The organism is Rahnella sp. GSA61A, assembly GCF_019969905.1.
GTDB lineage: Bacteria > Pseudomonadota > Gammaproteobacteria > Enterobacterales > Enterobacteriaceae > Rahnella > Rahnella aceris.
The window spans coordinates 1-25,353 of record NZ_JAHXYO010000024.1; the positions used below are offsets into that span (position 1 = coordinate 1).

The following is a 25,353-nucleotide window of genomic DNA, read 5'->3' on the forward strand; positions in this document are numbered from 1 at the left end:
CTTATCAGCTGAGTTTTAGCGGTGCAGTGTCGGAGATATTACGGTTGTTAATCGGGCTGCCGTGGGCATCAGCGGGAGCCATCCCGGGTCATCTGAAGCATTTTTACAGCAACGCAGCGATGCTAAAGCTGCCCTCGAGGCGTGAGCGTGAATATGCGAGGGAAGTGAGAGAAAAAAGGTCAAAATATCCCTTAAAAAACAATGCCGGTCACCTTAAGTGACCGGCATTAACCCGAAGGTCGCCTTTTGACGTGCAGAGCAAAAACTTACTTCAGTTCGTCAACCATGGTGGTGGCGCGGCCGATGTAGTTGCCCGGTGTCATGGCTTTCAGACGCACTTTCTCGTCTTCGGGTAATTCAAGCGAATCGATAAATGCCTGCATACCGGCAGCATCAACACGCTTGCCGCGTGTCAGCTCTTTCAGCTTCTCGTAAGGCTTTTCAATACCGTAACGACGCATCACGGTCTGGATAGGTTCAGCCAGTACTTCCCAGTTGTGATCCAGTTCGTTCGCCAGATTCGCTTCGTTCACTTCCAGCTTGCTGACGCCTTTCATGGTTGCCTGATAAGCAATCAGTGCGTAGCCCAGACCCACGCCGAGGTTGCGCAGTACAGTAGAATCCGTCAGGTCGCGCTGCCAGCGTGAAACCGGCAATTTGCTGGCCAGATGCTGCAATACCGCATTTGACAGACCGAGGTTGCCTTCGGAGTTTTCGAAGTCGATCGGGTTCACTTTGTGCGGCATGGTAGAAGAACCGATTTCGCCTGCAATAGTGCGCTGCTTGAAGTGGTTCAGGGCAATGTAACCCCAGATGTCGCGGTCGAAGTCGATCAGGATGGTATTGAAACGCGCCACGCAGTCAAACAGTTCGGCGATGTAGTCATGTGGCTCGATCTGGGTAGTGTACGGATTCCAGGTAATGCCCAGAGAGGTAACGAACTCTTCACTGAACTGGTGCCAGTTCACTTCCGGATACGCCACGATGTGAGCATTGTAGTTGCCGACAGCACCGTTGATTTTACCCAGGATTTCGACGTTTTGCAGTTGCTTAAACTGACGATCCATACGGTAAGCGACGTTAGCCAGTTCTTTACCGATGGTGGATGGCGTAGCAGGCTGGCCGTGGGTACGGGACAGCAGCGGAATGTCGCGGTATTTGTGTGCCAGGTCTTTCACGGCATCAATAATCTGTTTCCAGTACGGCAGCACGACATCCTGACGTGCAGTTTGCAGCATCAGTGCGTGAGACAGGTTATTGATGTCTTCAGAAGTACAGGCGAAGTGAATGAATTCAGACACCGCATGCAGGGCAGGGAGCGTAGCCACTTTTTCTTTCAGGAAATACTCAACGGCTTTGACATCATGATTGGTGGTTTTTTCGATATCTTTAATGCGCTGTGCGTCATTAACATCAAAATTTGCCACAATCTGGTCGAGGAAAGCGTTTGCGTCGGCATCAAAAGCAGGAACTTCCTTGATTTCTGCACAGGCTGCCAGTTTTTGCAGCCAACGTACTTCAACCTGCACACGGAATTTCAGCAGGCCAAATTCGCTGAAAATAGTACGCAGCGCGCTGACTTTATCACCGTAGCGTCCATCAACGGGGGAAACGGCGGTCAGTGAGGATAATTCCATCGGTAGCAACTCCTGGGATCTTATTAACAATGAGCGAGAATATTCTTCGCCTGTTCAAACAAGCGATTACGGGAAAACATCAGTTGCAGGCGGCCACCGCCGACCTGGTGCCACAGCACCGCGGAGCGGATCCCGGCCAGTAAAATGGCGCGGACCTTTGCCTGCACTTGCGAATTTTGCAAAATTGCCGGTGAACCGGTCACCTGAATACGCGGACCGGCCGGGCTGACTACGTCGACATAAATCGAGGCCAGAGAGCTGATCATCGTTTCAGATTCCAGTTCGAAATGCGCGAGTTGACGGTCGAGCTGGTCGATACGTTCACCGAGCTGATTCATGGCGGCTTTGTTGGCGTACAGCTTGCGCTCCAGCACCATCAGGCTTAACGCATAACGCGTTAACTCAGCGCCCGGTCCCTGGCGGTTAGCGTTCAGCACGCCCAGCAGCGTCTCAAGCCCCATCTTCAAATTGGCTTCATTATTACCGTAAACTGCCAGCGTCGAGGCCGGATTCATCTCCAGCAGGCTGCGCAGTGACACTGACATTTCTTGCTGTGAGCATTGGCCTTCATGTGCCAGTTGCTGAACCAGGCGTGCTGCCTGACAGATCCCCGCCAAAGCCAGCGTAATGTCGTAATAATTTTTAGCCACGTTTACTCCTGTAAGCGTTTTGAAACGATGAGACGCAGTGACAATGAAATAGCCCAAATTCATGGCGACAGATCATGCCATAAAACTGCCCCTAAACACAGTTCGGAATCAGTGCAGGGCGTCACAGTCGGGCAGAAATAAAGCGGGACGCCCGAAAGCGTCCCTTATTCAATCACATATTGACCCGATATCAGGCCTGAAGCGGCAGACGCTGTTCAATTACGCCCCCGCCGAGGCACACTTCCCCGAGATAAAACACCGCTGACTGACCCGGCGTGACGGCGGCAACGGGTGCATCGAAACGCACCTCGATGCGGTCGTCACCGAGCGGTGTCACTACGCACGGGATATCTTCCTGGCGGTAACGGGTTTTCACGGTACAGGTGAGCGGGCCGGTCAGCGTTTTGCGATCCACCCAGTGCAACTGTTGGGCAATCAGACCGACATTCATCAGGCGCGGATGCTCGTGGCCCTGTGCGACGTAAAGAATGTTGTTTTCCACATCCTTCTCGACGGTGTACCACGGTTCTTCGCTGCCGTCTTTCTGCCCGCCGATGCCCAGACCTTTACGCTGACCGAGTGTGTGATACATCAGACCCTGATGTTGTCCCATCACCTGACCGTCAACGCTTTTGATCACGCCCGGTTGCGCCGGTAAATAGCGGCCCAGGAAATCACGGAATTTACGCTCACCAATAAAGCAGATGCCGGTAGAGTCTTTTTTCTTCGCGGTGATCAAATCCAGTTCTTCGGCGATGCGGCGAACTTCCGGTTTTTCCAGCTCACCGACCGGGAACAGGCTTTGTGCGACCTGTTCGTGACCGAGCGTGTAGAGGAAATAGCTCTGGTCTTTATTGCCATCAATGCCCCGCAGCAAATGGCTGACGCCATTGATATCCTGGCGGCGCACGTAGTGGCCGGTCGCGATATAATCCGCGCCCAGGTCTTCAGCCGCAAATTCCAGGAAGGCTTTGAATTTGATCTCTTTGTTGCACAGGATATCCGGGTTTGGCGTGCGTCCGGCTTTGTATTCCTCAAGGAATAATTCGAACACGTTGTCCCAATATTCCGCCGCGAAATTCACGGTGTGCAGTTCGATACCCAGCTTGTCACACACGGCTTGCGCATCCGCAAGGTCGGTGGCTGCTGTGCAATATTCTTCGTCATCATCCTCTTCCCAATTTTTCATGAAGAGGCCCTCGACCTGGTAACCCTGCTGTTGCAAAAGGTACGCAGAGACAGAGGAATCGACACCGCCGGACATCCCGACGATCACTTTTTTCTGGCTGTTGTCAGACATAATAGTCCCGAAACGCATGAATTAATTGCCCGGTACTGACGGTGTTTTTCTGAAGCTTGTCCCACGAGGATGAAGGCCGCGCGCAACTCATAGTTCACAGAAAACCCGAACACCACAGAAACCCGAACAGAGAGGTACTGCTTTACACGAGGTAAATCGTGAAGCGCAAAATTTTATCACGTCGGGCCGGTTGCTGCATCGCTGATTCACCGCGTGGCAACAACCGGGGGAGGGTGTTATTCCGGCAGGTTGAAATTATGCAGGATTTCCAGAGGATAGCGCGGCGATTGCTGATAACAGCGAATGCTTTCGGCCACCAGCGGCGAGCGCAATTGCGCAGAGCCGATAATTTCTTCGGCGCTGACCCAACGGCACTGGTCGATATCATCGTCCTGCGGCGCAGTTTCCAGCATTTCAGGCAAATCAATCACGAAAGCGAAACGCAGGAACGGCGTATCGTCCGGCGCCTGCCACTGATGTAAACCCAGGAAAAACTGCGGCTCGGCGTGGATGCCGGTTTCCTCATACAGCTCGCGTTTTGCGGCGCTGACTAAGGTCTCATTGGCTTCAAGATGTCCGGCAGGTTGATTCCAGGTGACTTTGCCGTGAATGGTTTCTTCGACAACCAGAAACTTTCCCTGTGCCTGAACGATGCAGGCGACAGTAACGTGCGGTTTAAACATGTGGAATTTCCTTCCATTGGCCGGGTTGTAAATCGCCGAGAGTAAACTCGCCCATGCTGTAACGGATCAGACGCAATGTCGGGAAACCGACATGAGCCGTCATGCGGCGCACCTGACGGTTTCTTCCCTCGTATAACGTGATTTTTAACCACGCTGTCGGGATAGATTTACGTTCGCGGATCGGCGGATTGCGCGCCCACAGCCATTCCGGCTCTGGCACAATCTCTGCACCTGCGGGCAGCGTCGGGCCGTCTTTCAACGTGATGCCTTCACGCAATGATTTCACTGCGGCGTCATCCGGTTCGCCCTCGACCTGGACATAGTAAATCTTACCGGTGCGCTTGCCGGGTTGGGTCAGCGCAGCCTGCAGTTTGCCATCGTTGGTCAACACCAGTAAACCTTCGCTGTCCCGATCCAGACGGCCTGCGGCATAAATATCTGTTAATGGAATGTAATCTTTAAGTGTCGCACGACCCGCCTCATCAGTGAATTGTGGCAGCACATCAAACGGTTTATTGAAAAGAATCACCTTTACTGGCCCTTTTGGGGCAGATTGTGCTTTAGACGGCCTTTTGCTGAAACGTTTAACGTTGTGATTTTTAAAAGATAGCGGGTTCATAGGCATTGAAGTTAGAGAGAATTAGCGCATTATACTTGAAAAATGTTTCGGATTGGCTAGCGAGAAATATTCGAGTAATATCGACCGGCATCTTACAAATTTTTAACAAAAATGCGCTCGAAGGAGAGGTTAATGGAAAGCAAAGTAGTTGTTCCGGCTGAAGGTAAAAAGATTACAGTAGACGCTCAGGGTAAACTGGTCATTCCTAATAATCCTGTTATCCCATTTATCGAAGGTGATGGCATCGGTGTTGATGTGACGCCTGCCATGATCAAAGTCGTTGATGCGGCTGTTCAGAAAGCCTACAAAGGTGAGCGTAAAATCTCCTGGATGGAAATCTACACCGGCGAAAAATCCGTAGAACTGTACGGCAAAGATGTCTGGTTGCCAGAAGAAACCCTCGATCTGATCCGTGATTACCGTGTTGCTATCAAAGGCCCACTGACAACTCCAGTTGGCGGCGGCATTCGCTCCCTGAACGTGGCACTTCGCCAGCAACTCGACCTGTACATCTGTCTGCGTCCGGTACGTTATTACACCGGCACACCAAGCCCGGTGAAACGTCCTGAAGATACCGACATGGTGATCTTCCGCGAGAACTCTGAAGATATCTACGCAGGTATCGAGTGGAAAGCCGGTTCTGCTGAAGCTGATAAAGTGATCAAGTTCCTGCAAGAAGAAATGGGCGTGAAGAAAATCCGTTTCCCACAAGAATGCGGTATTGGTATCAAACCTTGCTCCGAAGAAGGCACCAAACGTCTGGTTCGTGCGGCGATTGAATACACCATCACCAATGACCGTGATTCACTGACGCTGGTTCATAAAGGCAACATCATGAAGTTCACCGAAGGTGCCTTCAAGGATTGGGGCTACCAACTGGCGCGCGAAGAGTTCGGCGGTGAGCTGATCGACGGCGGCCCGTGGGTGAAAATCAAGAACCCGAATAACGGCAAAGACATCATTATTAAAGACGTGATTGCGGATGCATTCCTGCAACAAATCCTGCTGCGTCCTGCTGAATACGACGTTATCGCCTGTATGAACCTCAACGGTGACTACATTTCTGACGCTCTGGCGGCGCAGGTTGGCGGCATTGGTATCGCACCGGGCGCAAACATCGGTTCTGATTGTGCACTGTTCGAGGCCACTCACGGCACTGCACCGAAATATGCCGGTCAGGACAAAGTGAACCCGGGTTCAATCATTCTGTCCGCAGAAATGATGCTGCGTCATATGGAATGGTTCGAAGCCGCAGACCTGATCGTCAAAGGCATGGAAGGCGCAATCGCTGCCAAAACTGTGACTTACGATTTCGAACGTCTGATGGAAGGCGCTAAGCTGCGCAAATGTAGCGAGTTTGCCGACGACATGATCGCAAATATGTAATTGCGAAATTGTTGAAATCGACATCGGGGGCATCGCGCCCCCTTTGTTTTTCATCCCTTCAAAAATTCTTCTGCAAAACCCCTGTAAAATCTTCTGCAAACCCAGACTGAAAACACCTGATTTAAATAGTCAGAACCACAAACCTTTCCTGCAGTCTTTGTCCGTGAAAACATGAGAGCTATTTGATTAATAATTTGGGCGATGATCCTGATAAATAATGAGAACAGCGTTATTAAGCTTTACATCGTCTTAAAAATATAAAATAGGAATACATGAGATTGTGAAAGGGCGTTTTCTCACATAGATTTAAAAAGTGTCATTCACCTCAAGGAACAACCATCATGTTTAAGCGTCGCACACTCCAGATTGCTCTGGCGGCGGTTATTTCTCTGACAGTGCTGTCAGCGCCCGTTTTTGCTAATCCCGGGAATGGGAATAGTAATGGTAACGGCAATAGCAACGGTAATAGCAATGGCAATAGCAATGGCAACGGCAACGGCCACGCCAATAAAGGTCAGGGAAATGGTAAATCATCTGAGCACTCCGGGAATCGCAAAAATTATGGTAAGCCAGACCATGTCTCGTCAGATATAAGCTTCTCACGTGCCCGTTCACTCGCAGTTAACTATGGATTAACCGGATATCAGGCTCTACCACCAGGAATCGCAAAAAATTTAATGCGTGGCAAACCATTGCCTCCGGGCATTGCCAGGAAAGCGGTTCCGGCCTCAATGCTGAACGAGTTGCCGTATTATCCTGGTTATGAATGGCGAGCTGTGGGGGATGATTTAGTTCTCATTGCCCTGAGTACTGCAATTGTCACTACGATTATCAATGGCGTATTTGATTAAAAATGACATAGCATTCTTTTAAGCCTCGCATTAGCGAGGCTTTTTATTTGAACTAATATGAAGATGACGATTAATGGTATCCCGAAAAAGGTCGCTGCTCAGGAATAACCAGAAACTTATTTCATCAGGGGATTCTGCGGCCCTGATGCTGTTTATTTAGCGGCCGCGACCTGCTGTTTTTTAGCTTGTGCTGCGAGATGATGCCCAATAGCGCATCCTGCCACCGCGCCGAGAACAGCGTGATGTTTCAGATGACCGACTACACCCCCCGCCACTGCCCCTTTGATACATCCTTCTGCCTGAGCAAATGAACTCACTAACATCATGCTGAAAATGGCTGCACTCAACATCGTTTTTTTCAACTGAATTCTCCCAAATGAACACATAGTGCTGTGGCAGAAAATGTCATAACAGCCCCGGTTTGTCATTTTGCTATCTGTAAGCAGGTACTGCTGCTGTTACTTCTCAGATAAGAGAAACTGGTTGCCGACGGCCATGAGTGGCTTATCCCGGTTACATCTGCCGAGGCAGTTAACGGCTCATTGACCAAAGGTTTACTTTATATATGGAAGGCGAGGGACTGCACTTTTTTTAAGTCTGCTAAACTTATATTCAGTAACCGGCGGAGGTCTGCTTTCTCCGCTGTCTCCGGTTATTTTCCACCCGTGAAGAAGGATGCTGCTATGACGCATCAAGAGCAATTGCAGGCCCTGATGGTTCGCATTGACGCGCTGGAACAACGTGAAAGACAACTGACTTATGCTTCAAATGCTTATCAGGCGATTTTAACAACATTACTGGGAATACTGGATAAACCAACCCGTGACCGGGTGATCAGCATGGTCGATCAGGCTCATGATGTGGCATATGCCAGAGCTAATCTGGAGCAGAAAGGGAATATTCTGGGCGCTGATGATATCACCCAGCGCATTTTCTTATTTGCGCAGGGACGTGCGGCACAATCTAAGTAGCGACTGACGGATCATTGATAAGTAACTCGTTGCCTGAAAAGGCTGCGAGGTTTTGTTGTGTCGCACAATCAGCAACGCCGGTCGGCTTTGAGCATATTAATCGCTGCACCCAGCATAATACGGCGCTGGACCCCCGTCGCGCAGGCCAGTTGCTCGTCGAGATAACTAATCAGCGCATCGGCACTCAGAGGTTCTCCTCTGTGGCGCATCTTAATGACACCATCACCGATAATACGCGCGACTTCATCCCAGAGCGGTTGGATCTCACTTTCCGAGAATTTCATAACGGCTCCCGTTTGTGTGATTTACGTACAATCTATCATCTGGGCGGCGCGTGGCAAGTGGGTTAGAGGAAGAAGGGCGGTGCGTAGCATTTGAAAAGCCTCTCCTCAGGCAGTCACGCCGCAAGGAGAGGAAGGCAGCTTAATGCTTAATTACATACAAATCTTTGGTATAAATGTAATTGAGCAGGCTGTCGTTGAAACCACCCACATAGGGTTTGACCAGACGGGCGCTGACGTAGTGATACAAAGGAATGACCGGCGACTGCTCGGTTAACACCTGTTCCGCCTGCTGATAGGCTTTGCCCACATCCGCTTTGTCCGTGGCTTTTAACGCATCATCCAGTGCCTTATCGTAGGCGGCATTGCTGAATTTTGGCGTGTTCTCGCTGTTACCCGTGCGCAGGGTATTCAGAAAAGTGGACGGCTCGTTATAGTCTGCAATCCACGCATAACGCACCACTTCATATGTGCCCTGATGCATGGTATCCAGCATGGTTTTCCATTCCTGATTCTGTAAAACAGCATCGACGCCCAGATTCTTTTTCCACATTGATGCGGCGGCAATCGCAATGCGCTGATGCGCTTCAGAAGTGTTATACAACAGGTTGAATTTCAGCGGATGGTTCGGACCGAAACCTGCTTCTGTCAGCAACTTTTTAGCTTCTTCGTTACGCTGTTCCTGTGTCAGGCTGGCCTCTTTAGGTTTGGCGAAAGTAAAACCGCCGGTGTTATCCGGAGAAAGATGCCAGGCTGGCGTTTGTCCCTGACCCATGACTTTATCGGCAATGATTGACTTATCAATCGCCAGATTCAGCGCTTTACGCACGCGAACATCGTTAAACGGTGGCTTCTGCGTGTTCATTGCATAGTAATAAACGGCCAGATAAGGGCTGACATGGACTTGCGAACCCAGCTCTTTTTTCAGCGATGCAAACAGCGGGGAAGGGACGGTATAAGTAATGTCGATTTCACCGGCTTTATAGCGGTTAACGTCCGCAGTCCCCGAAGCGATCGGTAAATAAGTGACTTTGTTGATGACAGTATGTGCGTTATCCCAGTAGTTCGGGTTACGGACAGCCGTGATGCGTTCGTTAACCGTCCATGTATCAAGCTTAAACGGACCGCTGCTGATCAGATTGCCTGGCTGAGTCCACTTATCGCCGTATTTCTCCACATCTGCCTGACTGATCGGGGAGAGAGAAGGGTGTGCCAGCATACCAAGGAAATAGGAAAGCGGTTGATCCAGGGTAATTTCCAGCGTCTGCTTATCCAGCGCTTTGATGCCCAGTTGCTCAGCAGGCTTTTTGCCGTTGATGATGTCGCCGGCGTTCATTACATGCATACTGCTAAGATAGGTTTCATAAGGTGAAGCCGTTTTCGGGTCTATAAGGCGTTGCCAGCTGAAAATGACATCCTGCGCGGTGATGGGCGAACCATCAGACCAGACGATTCCAGGGCGCAGATGGAAAACCCAGGTTTTGTTATCTTTAGTTTCCCAGCTCTCCGCCAGAGAAGGTTGCGCATTGCCTTTGTTATCTACCGTGACCAGTCCGGCAAAAAGATCGCTGAGGATATTGAATTCAACGTCGCTCTCCACTTTGTGCGGATCAAGTGACGCGGGTTCGCTACCGTTGTTGCGGACAATTTCCTGTTTGGCTGCCAGTTCAACACCTGCGGGAACGGTCGCAGCGTAGGTAGCAAAAGAAGCCATGAAAGAGCCGGAGAAAAGGAGTGCGAGAGGAAGTTTTTTGAAGCACCCATAAGTTTTACGTATCGTCATTGCCATTTCCTGCCCTGTCAATATGGTTAAATATCAATGAGTAACAGGGTATTCATACCGTTCTTCGAACACTTTGGCAATCGTTATGGCATTTTTTGTCGCGCTGTGTGAATGCTGACACAAATGTTCAGTAGTCAGCGTTCTCATGTGCAGGGATCCAGTAGCCGTCGATAAAATCTTCGATTGGGTAACAGCCAGCCTGGCGTAAACCTTGCTGATGCATCGCGACCATGCATTGTTTCTGAGTATTAAAGGCATCAACGACTAAGTCTTCACATCCTCCGCCCAGATAACAAATAGTCAAAACAAGTGCGAACATAGCGCATCTCCATTTTTGTCATCCTGTTAAGCATAGAACCATTATGCCCCTGGCAACATCCGACGCGGTGCGTTTGCTGCTTATTTGTCCGTCTTTATCGGACGAAAAAATGTGAAGTGGCAGAAAAGAGAATTTCAGGAAAGGGCGTGATATCCTCGCGGCCATAATTTTTATGAATGACCATTATGGAAGGAGCAGCTCATGTCTGAGTCTTTGAACAGAGAACAGGAAATCGAATCCGATCTGGTTGCATGCCAGCTGGTAATTAAACAAATTCTGGATGTGATTGAAATTATTGCGCCAGCAGAAGTGCGCGAGAAGATGTCTCATCAGTTGAAAAGCATTGATTTCAGCAAGCATCCTGCCGGTGCAGATCCTGTGACGAAGCGCGCTATCGAGAAAGCAATCTCACTGATCGAGCTGAAATTTACCAGGCACGACAGCTGATAAATAATTGTCATGCCTGCATCCGCGGGCATGACAATAATGTAGTGCGGTAAAATATTTGTTTTATTTGTTGTCGACCACTTCATCCACCCGCTTGAAAATCGGGCAGTTTGCAACACCGATGACGCCACTGTCAGAGTGAATATATTGCGAACTTACAATTCCTCTGGCGGTTAAGTACTGGCATTTCAGTCCCAGTCCTGCGGCATTCTCACTGCTGCCTACCGTCACGCCATAACCCGAAAAAAGAAAAATCGCGTAAATGACGGCCAGCAGGATAACGGTTTTAATTATTCCCATTCTGTAACTCCCTAAACATCTCGTCCTGAACGATTCAGGATATTGATAAGTATAGTAGAAGTTATTTTTCAGAAAATGTCACTGCAGCAGAATCCTAATCAGCAAAGTCGTGAAGATGCCAAAAAAATTGGCCCCTGAAAAGGGGCCAAAAAATTACTGAAGAGTGTTATTCAGACCGGCAAGTTACCAGCGGTATTTCATACCCAGGTTTGCTGCCCAAGGCTGGTCAACATCGCTGCCGCCAAGGTAGTTAGCCCCTGCGTAAACGGTGAAGTTTTTGCTCATGTCGAACTGACCGCCTAAACCAACGCGGACAGCAGAACCATCAACGCCGTTGTCGATACGGTCGCCATTGATGTTTGCATCGTTGTTAGCATCTTCATACACATACGCCAGTGTGCCGTACGGGCTAATTGCCTGATCTGCACCCAGGTCGAAGGTATAACCCAGATTACCACCCAGCTCATAACGCATGCTGTCATAAGCCTGATCGCTGACATGCATGTTGTTGCTCATGCTGTAATCGTCATCGCCGATAAACACGCCAGTAATGCTTGCGTATGGTGTCAAATAAGCCTGAGGAGCGAATTTCCAGTCATAACCCAGTTTCAGACCAAAGCCCCATGCATCAGTCGAGTTATCACCTGATACTTGCTGACCGTTGCTCATGGTGCTTTCTGTTGAGTTGCTGAAGTGGCTGTAGCTCAGAGAAGTATCGAAGAATGCGCCATTATTGAAGTCCAGGCTTGAGTAAACGCGTGCTGACTGGCTGTCAGTATCCGCATCGGCATCATCCATAGACAGGCTGGATTTTGCGAAACTTGCCGCCATACCGACCAGCCACTGGCGTTCACCGCCACCTTCGGTCACTTTATCCAAACCCACCATGATGCCATTAACGTCCTGATCGTAATCAATCACGCCGTTGTCACCGTTTTGCTGACCGCCGAAGTAGTTAACCCACACACCGCCTTTATCATTGCCCTGGGTGTGACGCGAACTGTTCATGCGGTTTTCTAAGGTGTCTTGTTCCATATGCCATGTTGCCGCATTGGAAGAAGGCAGGCTCAGGGCCGCATTTGCAGTAGAGGTAATGCCTTGTTTTGCCAGCACCACAGTATCGCCGTACTGCTCAGCCTGATATTTATAAGCACCCAGATCAGCGGTGTTAGCATGGTCAAAGGTTGCATTGCCGCCGTAGATGCGGATCAGCTCTTTATTCTGATAATCAGCAACCTGGCCTTCACCTGTCGCGTTATCGATGCGTACCTGATAATTACCGTTGGTCACGCCATTAACGGCCAGATGACCGTCTGAGTTGATGCCGATAGTGCCCTGATCATAAACATAGTCAGCGGCAGTTTTGTCGCGTGCGTTGTTCAAATCAGAGTTGAGAACATATTCACGGCTACCGATATCGAAAGTACCGTTATCGGTCAGAACCATGTTATGTGTATCAACCTGACCTAAACCTAAGTTCAGCTCAGAACCGCTGCCCACAATGATGGTGTTGGCGTAGAGAGACGCAGTTTCTTCGGTCAATGATGCCTGGCTGCCTGAGTTCAGGTTCAACACATCGGTTTTAACGCCGCCGCGCGCGGCAATTTTCAGGGTTGATGCATTGGTGAGGGAGATGTGATCTGCCAGCAGGGCAGATTCAACAACATTCACCTGAGACCGGTTGTTAACAGTCAGATCGTCAATGTTGGATGATTTGGTGGTGTCCCACTCGGAACCGTTGTTTAGCGCGACATTAAACAATCCGCTTTGATAAACGTCATCGCCAACCAGATAGCCATTGGTACTGCTGAAGACAGAGTAAGGCCAGATGCTGTTGGTGCTGCGGTTATAGAGGGCTGAATCCATCTGAACATTTGAGATAGCTGCGCCAACCCATTTGCTGCCATTATCCAGCGTCAGATTCAGTTCGTCTGTATCATCCCAGCCATTGGTATCCAGCACGCCATCCGCATTGCTGTCATGACCGCCGACGTAATAGTTCTCGTCGAAGGTGCTGACAAAAGCGACGTCACCGGTAATGGTTGAATTATTGAATACGGCATGGGTTTTCATTGCGTTATCTGCGGTGGCACTGGCAACAACAGATAACGCGATATCGTCAGCCTGAGTACCGGCAGCGCTGATATTACCGTAATCGCTTGGCTTATCAGACTGGCCGTAGAAACCGCTGGTCTGCAATTCTGTATAAGAACCTGAAGTCAGCACGGAATCATTAACTGTCAGGGTATTATCAAAAGTATTGCCATTATTTACGTCAGTATCAACCCATTCGTAGCCTTGCGTCAGCGCAATGCCCGCGACGTGAGAGTTATTTTTAATAACGATGTCACTTTCCTGATCCAATGTCACCGCAACGCCCTTGTCAAAGGTGTTCAGGGTTTCATGATCCCGAACGTTGTTAGCATCAGTAACGTCGTAATCGAAGTGTTCGTAAGTATCGTTAATGGTGGAGTTATCAATAGTCAACTGCAAAGGTGACTGATCATATTCATTGCGGGTTGTACCGCAATCGCTCGTCATGCACTCAGAAGTGATCATGCCGTTGACAGTAGTATTGGTGATATTCAGCGTGTTGCTGTTATTGCTATCAAAACCGAGATAATGAGTGGAAATAACGCCGTTAACCACAGCGTTATTGATTGAAGAGTAGATGTCTCCGCCAACGTAACCGTTATCTGCGCCGTCGTTATCCACATATCCACGATAGCCGATATGACCCGCCAGAGTGGAGTCATGATAGAACGTATCGTATACGGTGCCAGAAATATCAGCTGATATTGCGGCAGGTGCTGTTACTGCAACAGCGCAGGCCAGCGCTATTTTAGAAACGAAGAACTTTTTATTCCATGCATGCATTTATTAATCCCTCAACAAAAAATAGTCAGCATGAATCAGCTGAAATTAATTCAGCCACTATGCTTTCATTTATATAACCGAAGAGACAGAAGAACTGTTCGACGGCGGGATGATATTTTAATAGGTGGTATAATTCAACAAAGAAGTTCCTGAGAATACTCACTAAAATTAAATTATTTTAACGGCGGGAGTAATATTATTGGATTTATTTGGCAACCATAATGAAAGTAATTTCTTTAACGGTTTCTGAATAATAATTATAAAGTCATTATATAATTTTACTGCTATTAGGCTTGTGTTCTTCCGGCCTTGTGGATATAACGCAAGGCGTAATCCCGCTTATCTTGTCAGCACCCGAAACAGGAGTCAGGTTTCTGTCATGAGCCTTGCGAGAATTAATGCATTATTTCACGTTCTGTTCCTTTCTTAATAAATAGGGTTATGGTTTTTATTAAAATGTCTATTTTATAGAAATTATTGAATGAGAGTTATCAGAAATGCAGCGGAGTAAACATTACTTTGCTTGACCAGGATCAAACAAGCGTTACCTGCTATTTATAGATAAAGTTTATACATTTTATTGTTTGATTTACGTAGGTGATTATTACACGTTGTATCACCTGTAAAAGCCGTACTTTCGTTATATCGTTGTTTAGGATATTCGTCGTACTATGTCCTTCTGTTCAGTCAAATGCCGGACGTCGCCTTTGAGCCCTGATAGACGCTTTTTAAACCAAAAGAGACCTGCCATTAAATTGAAAAAGCCTGTTTTCAATGTCCGAAGGATCATTACGTTCGTTCTTTTTCTGCTCATCTGCATCGGCCTGTATCTGCTGGCGTTAAACAGTTACTGTGATCAGGGGGGCAACTTTGATCTGGGCGTATGTGCCATCACCTCATTCATTCCTTTTTAGCGGATGCCTGCCTGAATGTCTTTTTGCTCAATGCTTGCGCTGATTGCGGGGGAGTAAGAAAACCCTGTTTTTTTGCGAATAGCTTCCCTGGCCTGTCGGGGATGGTAAGATGAACGCTCTGAACATTCAGTGGTAGGGTAGTCAATGTTTGATTTCGCAATGGGCCAAAACAGCCTGGCCTCATTGGTGCTGTGTGCACTTTCAGCACTGTTATTTCTGTTGGTATGGTTTTTCGTTAGCCGTGCCAGTGTCAGGGCAAATGAACAGATTGCTCTGTTACAGGAGATCGCTGAGCAGCAACGCCAGCAGACCGAATTACTTAAAATTCTGGCTGCACAGGCAAAGGGCAATGTGTCTTCTGTTGAGGCAGACGATGACTCTGCGCTCAGCCTGCGTGGTTTTATTCCTGAAAGATAATGTTGTTTTGTTAACCCGCCTTCCGGCGGGTTTTTCGTTGATACGCGGCGTGCATATCTTTCCTTCTCTTCCTCTCTGATCTTCCTTCATAAAACTGTCTTATTCCTCCGGTAGTCTCCACGCATGTGCCTTGCAGGATGGAATAACTGATGATCAAATGGTCTGAAGAAAACGACAGTGAAGTGAACCACAACATAGCCTTACTGACCGGAGAGGAACCTGAGAAGTGGTATCCCTATGGCGGAATGAAAGGCAAAGATTATTGCAACAACCCCTCCGATGCGTGGCCGATCATTTGCGCCAACAAAATCAGCATTAATTTTAAAGAGTTGCAAAGCAATCCTCTCTGGCTTGCTGAAATCAGCAGTCCTCAAGGCCAATGGCAGGCGCAAAGCAAACGTCCCCTTCGTGCCGCTATGGTATGTTTCCTGCTTAGTAAGACTTGCGTATAAACAAAAGCGCAGAGATACTCAGATAGTGACAAAGTTTTGCAAAGAAGTGATTCGAATAAGCGTCGCATAAAGCGATGCGTATCAAGTGATTAATGTTTCCTCATTTTGACAGTTGTGTCTAAGGCGGAGTCCATTATGAAGCGCATCATTAAAGGTGATAAAACTCTCTCCCATCTGGTGGTTGCTCATGCAGCTATCGACAGTCATGAAAAAGCCTACGGCAAACGCCGGCAGGGCTGGCCTTCCACCTATCTCATCAAATATAAAGATGCGCGTGTTGCGGTCGAAGTTGTGACCCGCAGACAATCCTATGTTGCCACCCTCATGATCGGTGCCAGAAATCTCACCAAACTTTGTGGTATGCCTGCCTGATAATCGGGAAGTATTCCTGTAACTTCAAACCGTGCCGGAGATATCCGCCACGGTTTTTCGTTATACAGGCTTTCTCATCAGATAACGCTGCCGGAGGTTACCCCGCTGAAAAGGCCGTTTCATAACAGATAGCATCAGTGCGATGACATCGAGGATCAACAGCAATGTTCCGGTGATGGCTAACGCCGTCAGCCCCAGCAGGGCGAGAAGGAAAATCTTTACTGAGGTCGGAACGGTCATCCGGCGAAAGCGGGAACGCAGCCATAAACGTCCATATTGTGCCTGGATCTGCATAATATGGGTCAGCCTTGACGCAAAGGTTTTGCGGTCTTTTGTTGTGTTCCTGGTCATAAATAATCTCCTTTTTGAACATCATCAGTTAAACATGAAGTTATTAAGATTTTCTTAACCCCACGTAGTGGCTGAACTGCCACATAATTTTTCACTTTCGATCTGTAGTGCGCTCAATAAGTATGCTAATTAATCTGCCTCATGGCTTTACGCTGCCGCCGATAAAATAGTGATCTCATGGAGCCTTATGTCAGGTAAAAATCCCTTTTACGACCCGTCAAAAACACATCACACACCGGATGGTTTTACCAATGCCGAACCCCATGACCGGCAGGAGGGTGATCTCAAGCGCTGGAGGAAAGAGCGCAAGGAACTTCGCCTGCCTGCGCCTCCGGCGAAAGGTTACGAACATTTTGTCAGCCAGTGGTGGCAGGTTGCCGACTTCAGCGGGTCTGATGATCGTTTATGGTTTTTAGGACATGCCTGTTTATTGCTGCGTGTTGCCGGGCGCTATATCCTGATGGATCCTGCATTGTCTCATCGTGCTTCGCCATTCAGTTTCTACGGGCCTGAGCGAAAAACGCCGGTTGCTGTGACGGTAGAAGAACTTCCACCGATTGATGTTGTTCTGTTATCCCACAATCATTATGACCATCTCGACAGCGCGACGGTCCGCAAGCTATTGCGACGTTTCCCGGAAGTGCAATTTATGGTGCCTTTGGGCATAAAGCGTTGGCTGGAGCGGCGCGGGGCACGATACATCGAGGAACTCGACTGGTGGGATGAGCAGCAGTTTGGTGAGCTGAAGTTTTCAGCTGTGCCGGCGCGCCACTGGAGTATGCGGACATTATGGGATCGAAACCGGTCTCTCTGGTGTGGATGGGTGGTCAGCCATCCCGGTTTGCGGTTCTTTTTTTCCGGCGACAGCGGGTACAGCAATCAGTTTGAAATAATTGGACAACGTCTGGGACCTTTCGATTTAGCCGCAATTCCTGTCGGCGCCTATGCACCAAGATGGTTCATGCGTGCGCAACATATGGACCCTCAACAGGCTGTGGCTGTGTTTACTGAGCTGTGTTGTAAAAAGGCGGTTCCCATTCATTGGGGGGTTTTTGAATTAGCCGATGAATCACTGGATCAGCCACTGATTGAATTAGCGGAAGCCATAAGTCAAAGTGAATCGCCTGAAATGGAATTTAAACCATTAAAAATTGGCGCAAGCATTTCTAAAGATTGAATATCATTTCCACCGGTATTGGGAATATATAAGTAGCTACTTCACCTATGAAATGAGAAGTATTATCAGTTGGGTGACATTTTTTATAACACTTACACTTCGTGTGTGTTATGTGAATGTTAATTATTAGGTCAGATAGATTAATTACCTGCTCAATTCATCTTTATCAAAACAGAATGTTTTTTGTAAGCGCGGAGAGACTTCTTTTTGTCAGAAAAAATGGATTTTTTTGTTGCTAAACAGGGCATTGAACTGCGCTTCGCCTGCCTGCAACGCAGGCGGGTTGTCTGTCAGACTATCGTGGTTGGCTTCTGGCAGGTAATGAGACGATTTCAGCGTGATCTGAGTATGAATAGAAAGCTGATATGGGATTTTGATCACGGTAATTAATATTAGTTTTTCATATGGATATTTAGTATTTGAATAAGGCGGCCGGGAGTATCGGCAAACTGTTATGTTGTTTTAACCAACTCGCAAACTTTAATTCATTATATTGTCAAAATCACCACGATAAAAAATAGTCATTACCGGGTGTCGTAATTTGGAATTCATTTTGCCTGAAGCCGGTTGGGTTTGGGCTATTATCAGGCAGGAAGTACAGGCGCACAGTTAAGGTGCATTTATTGATTTTCACTGTTTGTTTTGCACCATTTTATCCGTCTATGGCGTAATTGATTATTGCATAACCAGTCATATTGGGAGGCACTGACGTTGTGCATATACCCGTTCTGTTGCACAAGTGCCGCAAACGCCGTGTGATGCGCTGTCACCGGACCTGATCTCACGCTGTAAGGCCTGTAAAGCGGTGCCGAATGGGCACAGAAGCGGAGAGTTTTAGCTGGCTCCCGCAATAAAAATTCAAATAAAGGTGTGTTTTACGCTTACGGTTCTGCATTAAATGATCAATAATCGAAACAGGTCGTTATTGTTTTGTTTGATATGCAGGTAAAACTGCAAAGCAGAAAAAAGCATGTCTATCAACATATTTCAGCTTAACTGAACACGAAGTGCCTTTAACCGGCTCAAATATGTGCGACATGTCCATCACTGATTAAAAATGGCTTGCCATCGAATTCAGAGTATGTGATAACGCATCTGGGTAAAACGAGGTACAGTTCTGTATATGTGTGGCATTTTCAGTATAGAAGTTCTGAGTAAAGACGTTCACGTTGAATACCGCTTCTCTGCCGATTCTAATCTTAGTGCCTCAAGCAGTAACGACTCTAGTTTGTCTATGTAACGCCGCTGGGCGGTTTAAACAATCCAAAGGAAATACTCAAGATGGCAAAGATCAAAGGTCAAGTTAAGTGGTTCAACGAGTCTAAAGGTTTCGGTTTCATTACTCCTGCTGACGGCAGCAAAGATGTGTTCGTACACTTCTCTGCAATCCAGGGTAACGGCTTCAAAACTCTGGCTGAAGGCCAGAACGTAGAGTTCGAAATCCAAGACGGCCAGAAAGGCCCGTCAGCAGTTAACGTAACTGCAATCTAAGCAGCGTTAGCTGTAAAAAAACCCGCCAAGGCGGGTTTTTTTGTGTCAGCCGTTCAGGCTCAGAGGATCATGATCCCTGATTGCTGGTTACGTCCGCTGATACCCGGGTGTGTCGGGTCCTGCGCCCGCTGATGGCTGTTACGGCGAAAACTCGTGTACCTGAATCCGGTTCCGGCTGCATCGGGCGAGCAAATCGTGCAACGGCCTGCGCGATCAACGCCTGCAAATCCTAACGCCCGCAATTTGGCTTCAGCAATGGCAACCAGATCAAGATGGCGGTGGCTTGGTGAGATGAGTGCAGGGGGTAAATCGAGACGTTGCAGAAAAGTATCAATCAGTTCCTGACTGACTTCATAACAGCAGGCTCCTGCGGACGGGCCGACAGACACAAACCAGTCAGAAGTATCACCCGACTGATTAATCCGCTGTGCCATTTGCTCCAGAATGCCGTCAATCAGCCCGCGCCAGCCTGCGTGCACTGCCGCAACTTCTCTGCCATCTTTGCGACAGAAAATTACCGGTAAGCAGTCTGCAGTGAAAACGGCAAGAAGAATGCCCGGCATAGCGGTGATGAAGCCATCCGCCTCACCGCATTCCTGGCCTGCGACTGTCACATCGACAATCCGTGTGCCGTGTACCTGTTTTTTTCCGGGACAGGTCGCTTCATAGCTTTGCAGATGTTCAGGCAGCAACGCCTGTTTATCGCCGAAGCCATGCACAATACCGGGGATTTGACTGAGTAAAGCTGAGTGGTCACTCATCTTGTGTCTCGTTAGAAAATGTTATGCAACCAGTGTAGCCGCCTTTGAGCGGGATTTTCCAGCAGTTGCAACCCCTGAGCACCTTCTTTAGACTTAACACTATTGCGAATTTTCGCCCCCTCAGACTTTTCTTGCAGGTTTTCCGCATGACTTATCAGTGCCCGCTTTGTTTCCAGCCGCTTACGCTGGCCGGTCAGCAATGGTGTTGTCCCGCCAACCATCAGTTTGATAACGCGAAAGAGGGGTATGTCAATCTGATGCCCGTACAGCACAAACGCTCAAAGCAGCCGGGTGACAGCCCGGAAATGATGATATCGCGTCGTGCTTTTCTTGATGCAGGCCATTACCAGCCTTTGCGTGACCGTCTGACAGATATTCTGGACGACGTCATCGCGCAAACGGCGGACACATTGCTGGATATTGGCTGCGGGGAAGGGTACTACACCGCCGCATTCGCTGAGAGGCTCACACAAAAACGTGCGCTGAAAGTGTTTGGGCTGGATGTCTCGAAAGTGGCCATCCGTTATGCATCCAAACGTTATCGCGATGTGTCATTTTGTGTGGCTTCCAGCCATCGCTTACCTTTTGCTGAGGGTTCACTGGATGCGGTCATTCGTATTTATGCACCCTGTAAGGCGCAGGAATTGTACCGGGCGATAAAACCGGGCGGCCTGGTGGTTACGGTGGCACCGGGACCACGTCATTTATATCAGCTGAAAGGGTTGATATACCAGGATGTACAACTGCATGCTGATCTCGATGAGCAGCTGGAAGGTTTTGACCGGATAAGTACGGAAGCGCTCGCCTATGACATGATGCTTTCCGGAGAGCAGGCGTTTGATTTATTGCAGATGACGCCATTTGCATGGCGGGCGACAGAAGAAGTGATGGCCAACTTAAAGGCTCAGACAGCCTTTGAATGCGAGACAGACTTCCTCATCAGGATACATCAGCGTGCGTCAGCGTAAATAACCCAGATGCTCCAGCAGGATGCTCGACCCAATTCCTATCAGAACCGTACCTCCTAAAACTTCGGCCCATTTGCCTAACAGCGGGCCGATAAAACGCCCGACCATTATCCCGAGCGTTGACATCACCATGGTCGCCATACCGATGAGCAGCGCGGTAAGGATGATGTTCACTTCAAGAAAAGCTAAACCGACGCCGATCGCCAGAGCATCAAGGCTGGTGCCGATAGCCGTTGCAGCCAGGATCCAGAACCCGTGACGGGTTGCCGTTGTCAGGTTATCTTCCGGCTTATTTTTTAGCCCTTCGATGATCATGCGCGCGCCCAGAATAAACAGCAGGGTAAACGCGACCCACTGGCTCCACTGCATGATGTACTGGCTGGCAAATAAGCCCATATACCAGCCAATCAGTGGCGTTATGGCTTCTATGACGCCGAAAATAAAACCCGTGCGGAAGGCCTCACGAAAGCAAGGACGATGAAGGCTGGCGCCTTTGCCAATTGATGCGGCGAAGGCGTCCATGGACATGCCAAATGCAAGAATAAGCGTAGCGGATAAGTTCACGAGAATAGCCCCCAAATGACGGCGCAACCTTACCACACTATTTTTATTCGGGACAACACCAAATAAAATGGGGTTTTAAATAATGCCGTATATTGGGGAGTAACAATATTGTTGACAAAGTATTTATCAACATTGTTATTTGTAAGGTTAAGTTAAATTCTGGGGAATATGCACCATGCTATAACTGATAACTCATGGTCTAAATTCAACTTATTGATTATTAACCATAATTTTATATATTCTTTCAAGATCATCCAGTTCGTTTACGCGAATTAATAACTTTTTCTGTTCTAATTCAAATACCAGAATACCGTCTTCAGAAAGATTCATACTGCGGATCCGATCGTAGGTGATGAAAGTGTTGGCGAAATAAAAACCCTCCTCTTTGAAGAGCATTTTTGGCCAGCGGATAAAAGAGAGATAAAAAGCAATCAGCCCCAGGCCGATCAGTAAATAATTGGTAATAACGGTGCCATTCGCATGGATATTATTATAAAGAAGAATAGCCAGAAGACCGATAAAGATAATCGAATCGAGTCTGTTACGGCGGCGCAGGTTGACCCGCAGGCGAGTTTTACCCTTGCGTGTACCCATGATGAATTCGTCATAGATGGCGTAGGCAAGCAACAGGAGAGTGAAAAGGGCGAGGACGATATCGGTTACAGACATGAAAACTCCAGCTAACAGCCATCAGGCAAAGCAAAGTAAAAATGACAAAGAGATCAATAGCAGAAACAAAAAAGCCGGGGAAAGATTTCCCCGGCTTTGAAGGTTATCAGAGACCTAGCAGGCCAATCCAGTAACCGAAGATACCGATGGCGAAGAAGCCAACGATGATCCACAACGCATTCACTTTCTTCCGCAACAGCCACATACAACCGAAGGTCAGCAGTAATGGCACCAGACCCGGCATCAGCTGGTCCAGAATAGTCTGGACAGTGGTGACGGTGGTATGACCCGTCTGGTCGGTGATTTTCGACACGACTAGCGGAATGTTAACGTGTGTCCACTTGTTAACCAGGGCCCCCATGACAAAGAGGCCGAGAATTGACGCCCCCTCGGTCAGTTTTTGCAGGAAGCCGCCGCCCATATCGTTAACGATATCGACACCTTTTTTGTAGCCATAAGACACGCCGTAGTAGCGGGTCAGCAGGCGTACGAGGTTAAACAGAACGAAGAACAGCAACGGACCCAGCAAGCTGCCGGTCATCGCAATACCCGCACCCAATGCAGCAAACACCGGACGCACAGTACCCCAGAAGATCGGGTCACCCACACCGGCCAGAGGCCCCATCAGACCGACTTTCAGGCCGTTGATGGCTGCGTCGTCGATAGGTGCGCCATTGGCACGCTGTTCTTCCATCGCCAGCGTCACACCCAGAACCGGAGCCGCAACGTAAGGATGGGTATTAAAGAATTCCAGGTGGCGTTTGATAGCCGCTTTGCGATCGTCGTTATTTTCAGGGTAGAGACGACGGATTGCAGGCACCATACAGAAGCAGAAGCCCAGAGCCTGCATACGTTCGAAGTTCCATGACCCCTGGAAAAGGTTGGAGCGTATAAACACACCGCGAATATCGCTGGCCGTGAGTTTTTTAACTGCAGTTTGATCAACCATGTCCTTCACCCTTAATCCAATTCGTTGTCGAGATCGTTAACACCCGGTGCAGCCGCCGCTTGCGCAGACTTGTTGTATTTCGGGCTCAACTGGATGTAAAGAACAGCCATCACCACACCAATCACACCCAGTGCAACCAGGTTGAAGTTGGTGAATGCAGCAGTAACGAAACCGAGGTAGAAGAACGGCATCAGGTAGCCAGCACGCATCATGTTGATGACCATGGCGTAACCCACGACGACGATCATACCACCAGCGATGTTCAGACCGTTGGTAACCACTTCAGGGATTGAAGCCAGTAAGTCATGAACAATAGCAGTACCCACAGACACAGCAACAATCACAGCAGGGATGGCAATACGCATTGCCTGCAGGATCAACGCTGAAACGTGGATCCAGCTAATCGCGCTCAGATTCCCTTTTTCAGCCGCTTTATCCGCTGCGTGCTGGAAGGCGACGGTGATGGTACGAACGATGATGGTTAATACCTGACCTGCTGCTGCCAGCGGGATCGCCAGTGCGATACCGGCACCGACAGACTGACCGCCTGCGATAACCAGAATGGTAGAAATGATAGAGGCGAGGGCAGCATCTGGCGCAACAGCAGCACCGATGTTCATCCAGCCAAGCGCGATCATTTCCAGAGTACCCCCGATGATGATCCCGGTTTTTACATCACCAAGAACAAAACCGATCAAAGTACAGGCGACTAACGGACGGTGAAACTGAAATTCATCCAGGATCGAACCCATCCCGGCAATACATGCGACAATAAATATCAGCACAATTTGTAGTGTGGTGATCTCCATTGCACTTCTCCTATGACCAAAGGACGCTGAGTATAAACAGGCACACCAGACAGATAACGTTGAGGGAATCTGCCAACAACGGCGCGCTTATTAATTCATTTTATTAATGAGATCCATCATCTTGAGGCGTGAGTCAGTAGAGACTTTACGCACTTCAAGTTCGATACCTTTTTCATTCAGTTTCCTGAATGCTTCGATATCTTTTTCGTCGACAGACACGGCGTTATTCACCTGAGTTTTGCCCTGGCGGAAAGCCATACCACCAATGTTTACGGAGGTGATTTTCACGCCACCCTCAACCAGACGCAGAACATCTGTCGGGTTAGTGAACAGGAACATGACGCGATCGCCCGCGTATTTTGGGTTATCCCAGACACGAATGGCTTTCGCAACGTCAACAACGTGTGCGGTAACACCAGGAGGAGCAACCTGAGTCAGCAACGTTTTACGCACGGTATCGGCAGCCACTTCGTCGCTGACAACAATAATGCGTGTCACGTTGGTTTCTTTGGTCCAGCGGGTCGCGACCTGGCCATGGATCAAACGGTCATCGATTCGGGCAAGGCCGATCTTCATATGGTCGTTCGGACCGGCAGGTTTCGCCGGGGCGGCTGCTTTTGGCGCAGGGGCGGCGGCAGGGGCTTGAGCGGCAGGTTCAGGGGTTTTTAGCGCTTTTACGCCGATACGACCCGTCTCCACTGCAATGGCAACCAGTTCTGCGAAAGCAGGATTGTCATCACGTGCCATGAAAGTCTCTGCCAGCATCGGGATGTTAACACCGGTGACAACTTCGTAATTTTCCTTATCGACAACAATACGGCTGGCGGCATTGAACGGGCTGCCACCCCAGGTGTCGACCAGGAAAAGGACGCCGCTGCTGGTGTCTAAACCACCCAACTTAGCCGTGTACTTTTCGATCAGGGTTTCGGCGTTTTCGCCGGGAACGAAATCAATAAAGGCGACATTATCCTGTTCACCTAAAATCATTTCCGCTGTTTTCAGCAATTGCTCAGCTGCTGACCCGTGCGTGCCGATGATAATAGCAATACTCACTCGCTACCTCCTCTGTTAACTCTGGGAAAGAGTTATGCACATAAGTAATGGTGCTGATGATATCCGCCCGTTTTTATTCCTGAGGCGGACGGGGCATTCCGTGCGTCCTGACTGTCCTTAATTTCTGATAAGACTGCAAAACTATAAATGGCAGAACCTCAACGGGTTGTGCGACGTGATTTATTTTAGTGTGCGAAAAAATAATTTTTGTGACGACTGTCCGTTATTGAACGACGTATTGTGAATACGGTTTCACATCGCACATTAAAACAGCATAGATGTTACAAACTGATGCTGAAGGT

General features: G+C 48.7%; 30 protein-coding genes and 1 pseudogene. 13 read left to right on the forward strand and 18 right to left on the reverse strand.

Annotated elements, in window-relative coordinates:
* Positions 1–221 (forward strand): annotated as a pseudogene (locus LC431_RS22370) (IS4 family transposase); the annotation flags it as partial.
* A 45-nt stretch (positions 222–266) separates the two neighbouring features.
* Here LC431_RS22370 and purB read toward each other — a convergent pair.
* The 5 genes from purB to rluE all read right to left on the reverse strand — a co-directional run bounded on the left by purB (position 267) and on the right by rluE (position 4,889).
* Positions 267–1,637, reverse strand: coding sequence for an adenylosuccinate lyase (purB, locus tag LC431_RS22375; RefSeq protein ID WP_013576215.1), 1,371 nt, complete (start codon positions 1,635–1,637; stop codon positions 267–269).
* Between the two features lie 23 nt (positions 1,638–1,660).
* Positions 1,661–2,287, reverse strand: a complete 627-nt coding sequence (gene hflD, locus LC431_RS22380) for a high frequency lysogenization protein HflD (protein ID WP_013576214.1) — start codon at positions 2,285–2,287, stop codon at positions 1,661–1,663.
* 190 nt (positions 2,288–2,477) lie between these two features.
* Positions 2,478–3,587 carry a tRNA 2-thiouridine(34) synthase MnmA gene (gene mnmA, locus LC431_RS22385; RefSeq protein WP_013576213.1) on the reverse strand — a complete coding sequence of 370 codons (1,110 nt, stop codon included), beginning with the start codon at positions 3,585–3,587 and terminating at the stop codon, positions 2,478–2,480.
* Between the two features lie 236 nt (positions 3,588–3,823).
* Positions 3,824–4,270 (reverse strand): NUDIX hydrolase, encoded by a 447-nt coding sequence (locus LC431_RS22390; protein ID WP_013576212.1) that lies wholly within the window; start codon positions 4,268–4,270, stop codon positions 3,824–3,826.
* Positions 4,263–4,889 carry a 23S rRNA pseudouridine(2457) synthase RluE gene (gene rluE, locus LC431_RS22395; RefSeq protein ID WP_037037377.1) on the reverse strand — a complete coding sequence of 209 codons (627 nt, stop codon included), beginning with the start codon at positions 4,887–4,889 and terminating at the stop codon, positions 4,263–4,265. Before rluE ends, LC431_RS22390 begins: the two co-directional genes overlap by 8 nt.
* 132 nt (positions 4,890–5,021) lie before the next feature.
* On the opposite strand from rluE, the gene icd reads away from it, so the two are divergent.
* Positions 5,022–6,275 carry an NADP-dependent isocitrate dehydrogenase gene (gene icd / locus LC431_RS22400; RefSeq protein ID WP_013576210.1) on the forward strand — a complete coding sequence of 418 codons (1,254 nt, stop codon included), beginning with the start codon at positions 5,022–5,024 and terminating at the stop codon, positions 6,273–6,275.
* Positions 6,276–6,616: 341 nt separating this feature from the next.
* Positions 6,617–7,126: an anti-virulence regulator CigR family protein gene (locus LC431_RS22405; RefSeq protein ID WP_013576209.1), complete on the forward strand. Its 510-nt coding sequence runs from the start codon at positions 6,617–6,619 to the stop codon at positions 7,124–7,126.
* 152 nt (positions 7,127–7,278) lie between these two features.
* Here the strand turns inward: LC431_RS22405 and LC431_RS22410 are convergent, their stop codons facing one another.
* A complete protein-coding gene (locus tag LC431_RS22410; protein WP_370633940.1) occupies positions 7,279–7,488 on the reverse strand; it encodes a hypothetical protein in 210 nt (69 codons plus the stop codon).
* A 321-nt stretch (positions 7,489–7,809) separates the two neighbouring features.
* Here LC431_RS22410 and LC431_RS22415 point away from each other — a divergent pair, with 321 nt between their 5' ends.
* Entirely contained in the window at positions 7,810–8,097 is a 288-nt protein-coding gene (locus LC431_RS22415; protein WP_013576208.1) for a hypothetical protein, read from the forward strand.
* A 68-nt stretch (positions 8,098–8,165) separates the two neighbouring features.
* Here LC431_RS22415 and LC431_RS22420 read toward each other — a convergent pair whose 3' ends face one another.
* From LC431_RS22420 to LC431_RS22430, 3 genes are all read right to left on the reverse strand, one after another.
* Entirely contained in the window at positions 8,166–8,381 is a 216-nt protein-coding gene (locus LC431_RS22420) for a hypothetical protein (RefSeq protein WP_223510341.1), read from the reverse strand.
* Positions 8,382–8,520: 139 nt separating this feature from the next.
* Positions 8,521–10,161: an ABC transporter substrate-binding protein gene (locus LC431_RS22425; protein ID WP_112152144.1), complete on the reverse strand. Its 1,641-nt coding sequence runs from the start codon at positions 10,159–10,161 to the stop codon at positions 8,521–8,523.
* Between the two features lie 127 nt (positions 10,162–10,288).
* Complete coding sequence (locus LC431_RS22430; protein WP_013576205.1) at positions 10,289–10,480, reverse strand: YebW family protein; 192 nt, start codon at positions 10,478–10,480, stop codon at positions 10,289–10,291.
* Between the two features lie 201 nt (positions 10,481–10,681).
* Here LC431_RS22430 and LC431_RS22435 point away from each other — a divergent pair, with 201 nt between their 5' ends.
* Positions 10,682–10,927, forward strand: a complete 246-nt coding sequence (locus LC431_RS22435) for a DUF2766 family protein (RefSeq protein WP_013576204.1) — start codon at positions 10,682–10,684, stop codon at positions 10,925–10,927.
* Positions 10,928–10,990: 63 nt separating this feature from the next.
* Here LC431_RS22435 and LC431_RS22440 read toward each other — a convergent pair whose 3' ends face one another.
* Entirely contained in the window at positions 10,991–11,227 is a 237-nt protein-coding gene (locus tag LC431_RS22440; protein ID WP_013576203.1) for a YobH family protein, read from the reverse strand.
* Positions 11,228–11,410: 183 nt separating this feature from the next.
* Entirely contained in the window at positions 11,411–14,104 is a 2,694-nt protein-coding gene (locus LC431_RS22445; protein ID WP_223510343.1) for an autotransporter outer membrane beta-barrel domain-containing protein, read from the reverse strand.
* Between the two features lie 671 nt (positions 14,105–14,775).
* Here LC431_RS22445 and LC431_RS22450 point away from each other — a divergent pair.
* The 4 genes from LC431_RS22450 to LC431_RS22465 all read left to right on the forward strand — a co-directional run bounded on the left by LC431_RS22450 (position 14,776) and on the right by LC431_RS22465 (position 16,259).
* Positions 14,776–15,018, forward strand: coding sequence for a PhoP/PhoQ regulator MgrB (locus tag LC431_RS22450; RefSeq protein WP_081481100.1), 243 nt, complete (start codon positions 14,776–14,778; stop codon positions 15,016–15,018).
* Between the two features lie 144 nt (positions 15,019–15,162).
* Positions 15,163–15,435: a YebO family protein gene (locus tag LC431_RS22455; protein WP_013576201.1), complete on the forward strand. Its 273-nt coding sequence runs from the start codon at positions 15,163–15,165 to the stop codon at positions 15,433–15,435.
* A gap of 149 nt (positions 15,436–15,584) precedes the next feature.
* Positions 15,585–15,887, forward strand: coding sequence for a phage protein NinX family protein (locus LC431_RS22460; protein WP_013576200.1), 303 nt, complete (start codon positions 15,585–15,587; stop codon positions 15,885–15,887).
* Positions 15,888–16,022: 135 nt separating this feature from the next.
* Complete coding sequence (locus tag LC431_RS22465; protein WP_013576199.1) at positions 16,023–16,259, forward strand: DUF4060 family protein; 237 nt, start codon at positions 16,023–16,025, stop codon at positions 16,257–16,259.
* A gap of 60 nt (positions 16,260–16,319) precedes the next feature.
* Here LC431_RS22465 and LC431_RS22470 read toward each other — a convergent pair whose 3' ends face one another.
* On the reverse strand, positions 16,320–16,610 hold the full coding sequence (locus tag LC431_RS22470) for a hypothetical protein (protein ID WP_013576198.1): 291 nt from the start codon (positions 16,608–16,610) through the stop codon (positions 16,320–16,322).
* Positions 16,611–16,797: 187 nt separating this feature from the next.
* On the opposite strand from LC431_RS22470, the gene LC431_RS22475 reads away from it, so the two are divergent.
* From LC431_RS22475 to cspE, 3 genes are all read left to right on the forward strand, one after another.
* Positions 16,798–17,787 carry an MBL fold metallo-hydrolase gene (locus LC431_RS22475; protein ID WP_112152146.1) on the forward strand — a complete coding sequence of 330 codons (990 nt, stop codon included), beginning with the start codon at positions 16,798–16,800 and terminating at the stop codon, positions 17,785–17,787.
* 1,123 nt (positions 17,788–18,910) lie between these two features.
* Positions 18,911–19,027 (forward strand): DUF2627 domain-containing protein, encoded by a 117-nt coding sequence (locus tag LC431_RS22480; protein ID WP_071823629.1) that lies wholly within the window; start codon positions 18,911–18,913, stop codon positions 19,025–19,027.
* A 41-nt stretch (positions 19,028–19,068) separates the two neighbouring features.
* Positions 19,069–19,278, forward strand: a complete 210-nt coding sequence (cspE, locus tag LC431_RS22485; RefSeq protein ID WP_002221949.1) for a transcription antiterminator/RNA stability regulator CspE — start codon at positions 19,069–19,071, stop codon at positions 19,276–19,278.
* A gap of 59 nt (positions 19,279–19,337) precedes the next feature.
* Here cspE and pgeF read toward each other — a convergent pair whose 3' ends face one another.
* Complete coding sequence (gene pgeF, locus LC431_RS22490) at positions 19,338–20,039, reverse strand: peptidoglycan editing factor PgeF (RefSeq protein ID WP_013576196.1); 702 nt, start codon at positions 20,037–20,039, stop codon at positions 19,338–19,340.
* 146 nt (positions 20,040–20,185) lie between these two features.
* On the opposite strand from pgeF, the gene rlmA reads away from it, so the two are divergent.
* Positions 20,186–21,007: a 23S rRNA (guanine(745)-N(1))-methyltransferase gene (gene rlmA, locus LC431_RS22495; protein ID WP_112152148.1), complete on the forward strand. Its 822-nt coding sequence runs from the start codon at positions 20,186–20,188 to the stop codon at positions 21,005–21,007.
* On the opposite strand, the gene mntP is transcribed toward rlmA, so the two are convergent.
* From mntP to manX, 5 genes are all read right to left on the reverse strand, one after another.
* Positions 20,999–21,571 carry a manganese efflux pump MntP gene (gene mntP / locus LC431_RS22500; protein ID WP_217243921.1) on the reverse strand — a complete coding sequence of 191 codons (573 nt, stop codon included), beginning with the start codon at positions 21,569–21,571 and terminating at the stop codon, positions 20,999–21,001. The genes rlmA and mntP overlap by 9 nt on opposite strands.
* Positions 21,572–21,781: 210 nt before the next feature.
* A complete protein-coding gene (locus tag LC431_RS22505) occupies positions 21,782–22,240 on the reverse strand; it encodes a DUF986 family protein (protein WP_013576193.1) in 459 nt (152 codons plus the stop codon).
* A 106-nt stretch (positions 22,241–22,346) separates the two neighbouring features.
* Positions 22,347–23,189, reverse strand: coding sequence for a PTS mannose transporter subunit IID (locus LC431_RS22510; protein WP_013576192.1), 843 nt, complete (start codon positions 23,187–23,189; stop codon positions 22,347–22,349).
* Positions 23,190–23,200: 11 nt separating this feature from the next.
* Complete coding sequence (locus LC431_RS22515; protein ID WP_013576191.1) at positions 23,201–23,998, reverse strand: PTS mannose/fructose/sorbose transporter subunit IIC; 798 nt, start codon at positions 23,996–23,998, stop codon at positions 23,201–23,203.
* Positions 23,999–24,088: 90 nt separating this feature from the next.
* The gene (gene manX, locus LC431_RS22520) at positions 24,089–25,051 is read right to left on the reverse strand and encodes a PTS mannose transporter subunit IIAB (protein ID WP_112152149.1); all 963 of its coding nucleotides are present in this window, start codon (positions 25,049–25,051) and stop codon (positions 24,089–24,091) included.
* Between the last annotated feature and the right edge of the window lie 302 nt (positions 25,052–25,353).

Coding starts and splice junctions, on each gene's coding strand:
- purB (WP_013576215.1), bottom strand. CDS start 1,637: ATGGAATTATCCTCACTGACCGCCGTTTCCCCCGTTGATGGACGCTAC.
- mnmA (WP_013576213.1), bottom strand. CDS start 3,587: ATGTCTGACAACAGCCAGAAAAAAGTGATCGTCGGGATGTCCGGCGGT.
- LC431_RS22390 (WP_013576212.1), bottom strand. CDS start 4,270: ATGTTTAAACCGCACGTTACTGTCGCCTGCATCGTTCAGGCACAGGGA.
- rluE (WP_037037377.1), bottom strand. CDS start 4,889: ATGAACCCGCTATCTTTTAAAAATCACAACGTTAAACGTTTCAGCAAA.
- icd (WP_013576210.1), top strand. CDS start 5,022: ATGGAAAGCAAAGTAGTTGTTCCGGCTGAAGGTAAAAAGATTACAGTA.
- LC431_RS22405 (WP_013576209.1), top strand. CDS start 6,617: ATGTTTAAGCGTCGCACACTCCAGATTGCTCTGGCGGCGGTTATTTCT.
- LC431_RS22415 (WP_013576208.1), top strand. CDS start 7,810: ATGACGCATCAAGAGCAATTGCAGGCCCTGATGGTTCGCATTGACGCG.
- LC431_RS22420 (WP_223510341.1), bottom strand. CDS start 8,381: ATGAAATTCTCGGAAAGTGAGATCCAACCGCTCTGGGATGAAGTCGCG.
- LC431_RS22425 (WP_112152144.1), bottom strand. CDS start 10,161: ATGACGATACGTAAAACTTATGGGTGCTTCAAAAAACTTCCTCTCGCA.
- LC431_RS22430 (WP_013576205.1), bottom strand. CDS start 10,480: ATGTTCGCACTTGTTTTGACTATTTGTTATCTGGGCGGAGGATGTGAA.
- LC431_RS22435 (WP_013576204.1), top strand. CDS start 10,682: ATGTCTGAGTCTTTGAACAGAGAACAGGAAATCGAATCCGATCTGGTT.
- LC431_RS22440 (WP_013576203.1), bottom strand. CDS start 11,227: ATGGGAATAATTAAAACCGTTATCCTGCTGGCCGTCATTTACGCGATT.
- LC431_RS22445 (WP_223510343.1), bottom strand. CDS start 14,104: ATGCATGCATGGAATAAAAAGTTCTTCGTTTCTAAAATAGCGCTGGCC.
- LC431_RS22450 (WP_081481100.1), top strand. CDS start 14,776: ATGTCCTTCTGTTCAGTCAAATGCCGGACGTCGCCTTTGAGCCCTGAT.
- LC431_RS22455 (WP_013576201.1), top strand. CDS start 15,163: ATGTTTGATTTCGCAATGGGCCAAAACAGCCTGGCCTCATTGGTGCTG.
- LC431_RS22460 (WP_013576200.1), top strand. CDS start 15,585: ATGATCAAATGGTCTGAAGAAAACGACAGTGAAGTGAACCACAACATA.
- LC431_RS22465 (WP_013576199.1), top strand. CDS start 16,023: ATGAAGCGCATCATTAAAGGTGATAAAACTCTCTCCCATCTGGTGGTT.
- LC431_RS22470 (WP_013576198.1), bottom strand. CDS start 16,610: ATGACCAGGAACACAACAAAAGACCGCAAAACCTTTGCGTCAAGGCTG.
- LC431_RS22475 (WP_112152146.1), top strand. CDS start 16,798: ATGTCAGGTAAAAATCCCTTTTACGACCCGTCAAAAACACATCACACA.
- LC431_RS22480 (WP_071823629.1), top strand. CDS start 18,911: ATGTGTGGCATTTTCAGTATAGAAGTTCTGAGTAAAGACGTTCACGTT.
- cspE (WP_002221949.1), top strand. CDS start 19,069: ATGGCAAAGATCAAAGGTCAAGTTAAGTGGTTCAACGAGTCTAAAGGT.
- pgeF (WP_013576196.1), bottom strand. CDS start 20,039: ATGAGTGACCACTCAGCTTTACTCAGTCAAATCCCCGGTATTGTGCAT.
- rlmA (WP_112152148.1), top strand. CDS start 20,186: ATGACTTATCAGTGCCCGCTTTGTTTCCAGCCGCTTACGCTGGCCGGT.
- LC431_RS22505 (WP_013576193.1), bottom strand. CDS start 22,240: ATGTCTGTAACCGATATCGTCCTCGCCCTTTTCACTCTCCTGTTGCTT.
- LC431_RS22510 (WP_013576192.1), bottom strand. CDS start 23,189: ATGGTTGATCAAACTGCAGTTAAAAAACTCACGGCCAGCGATATTCGC.
- LC431_RS22515 (WP_013576191.1), bottom strand. CDS start 23,998: ATGGAGATCACCACACTACAAATTGTGCTGATATTTATTGTCGCATGT.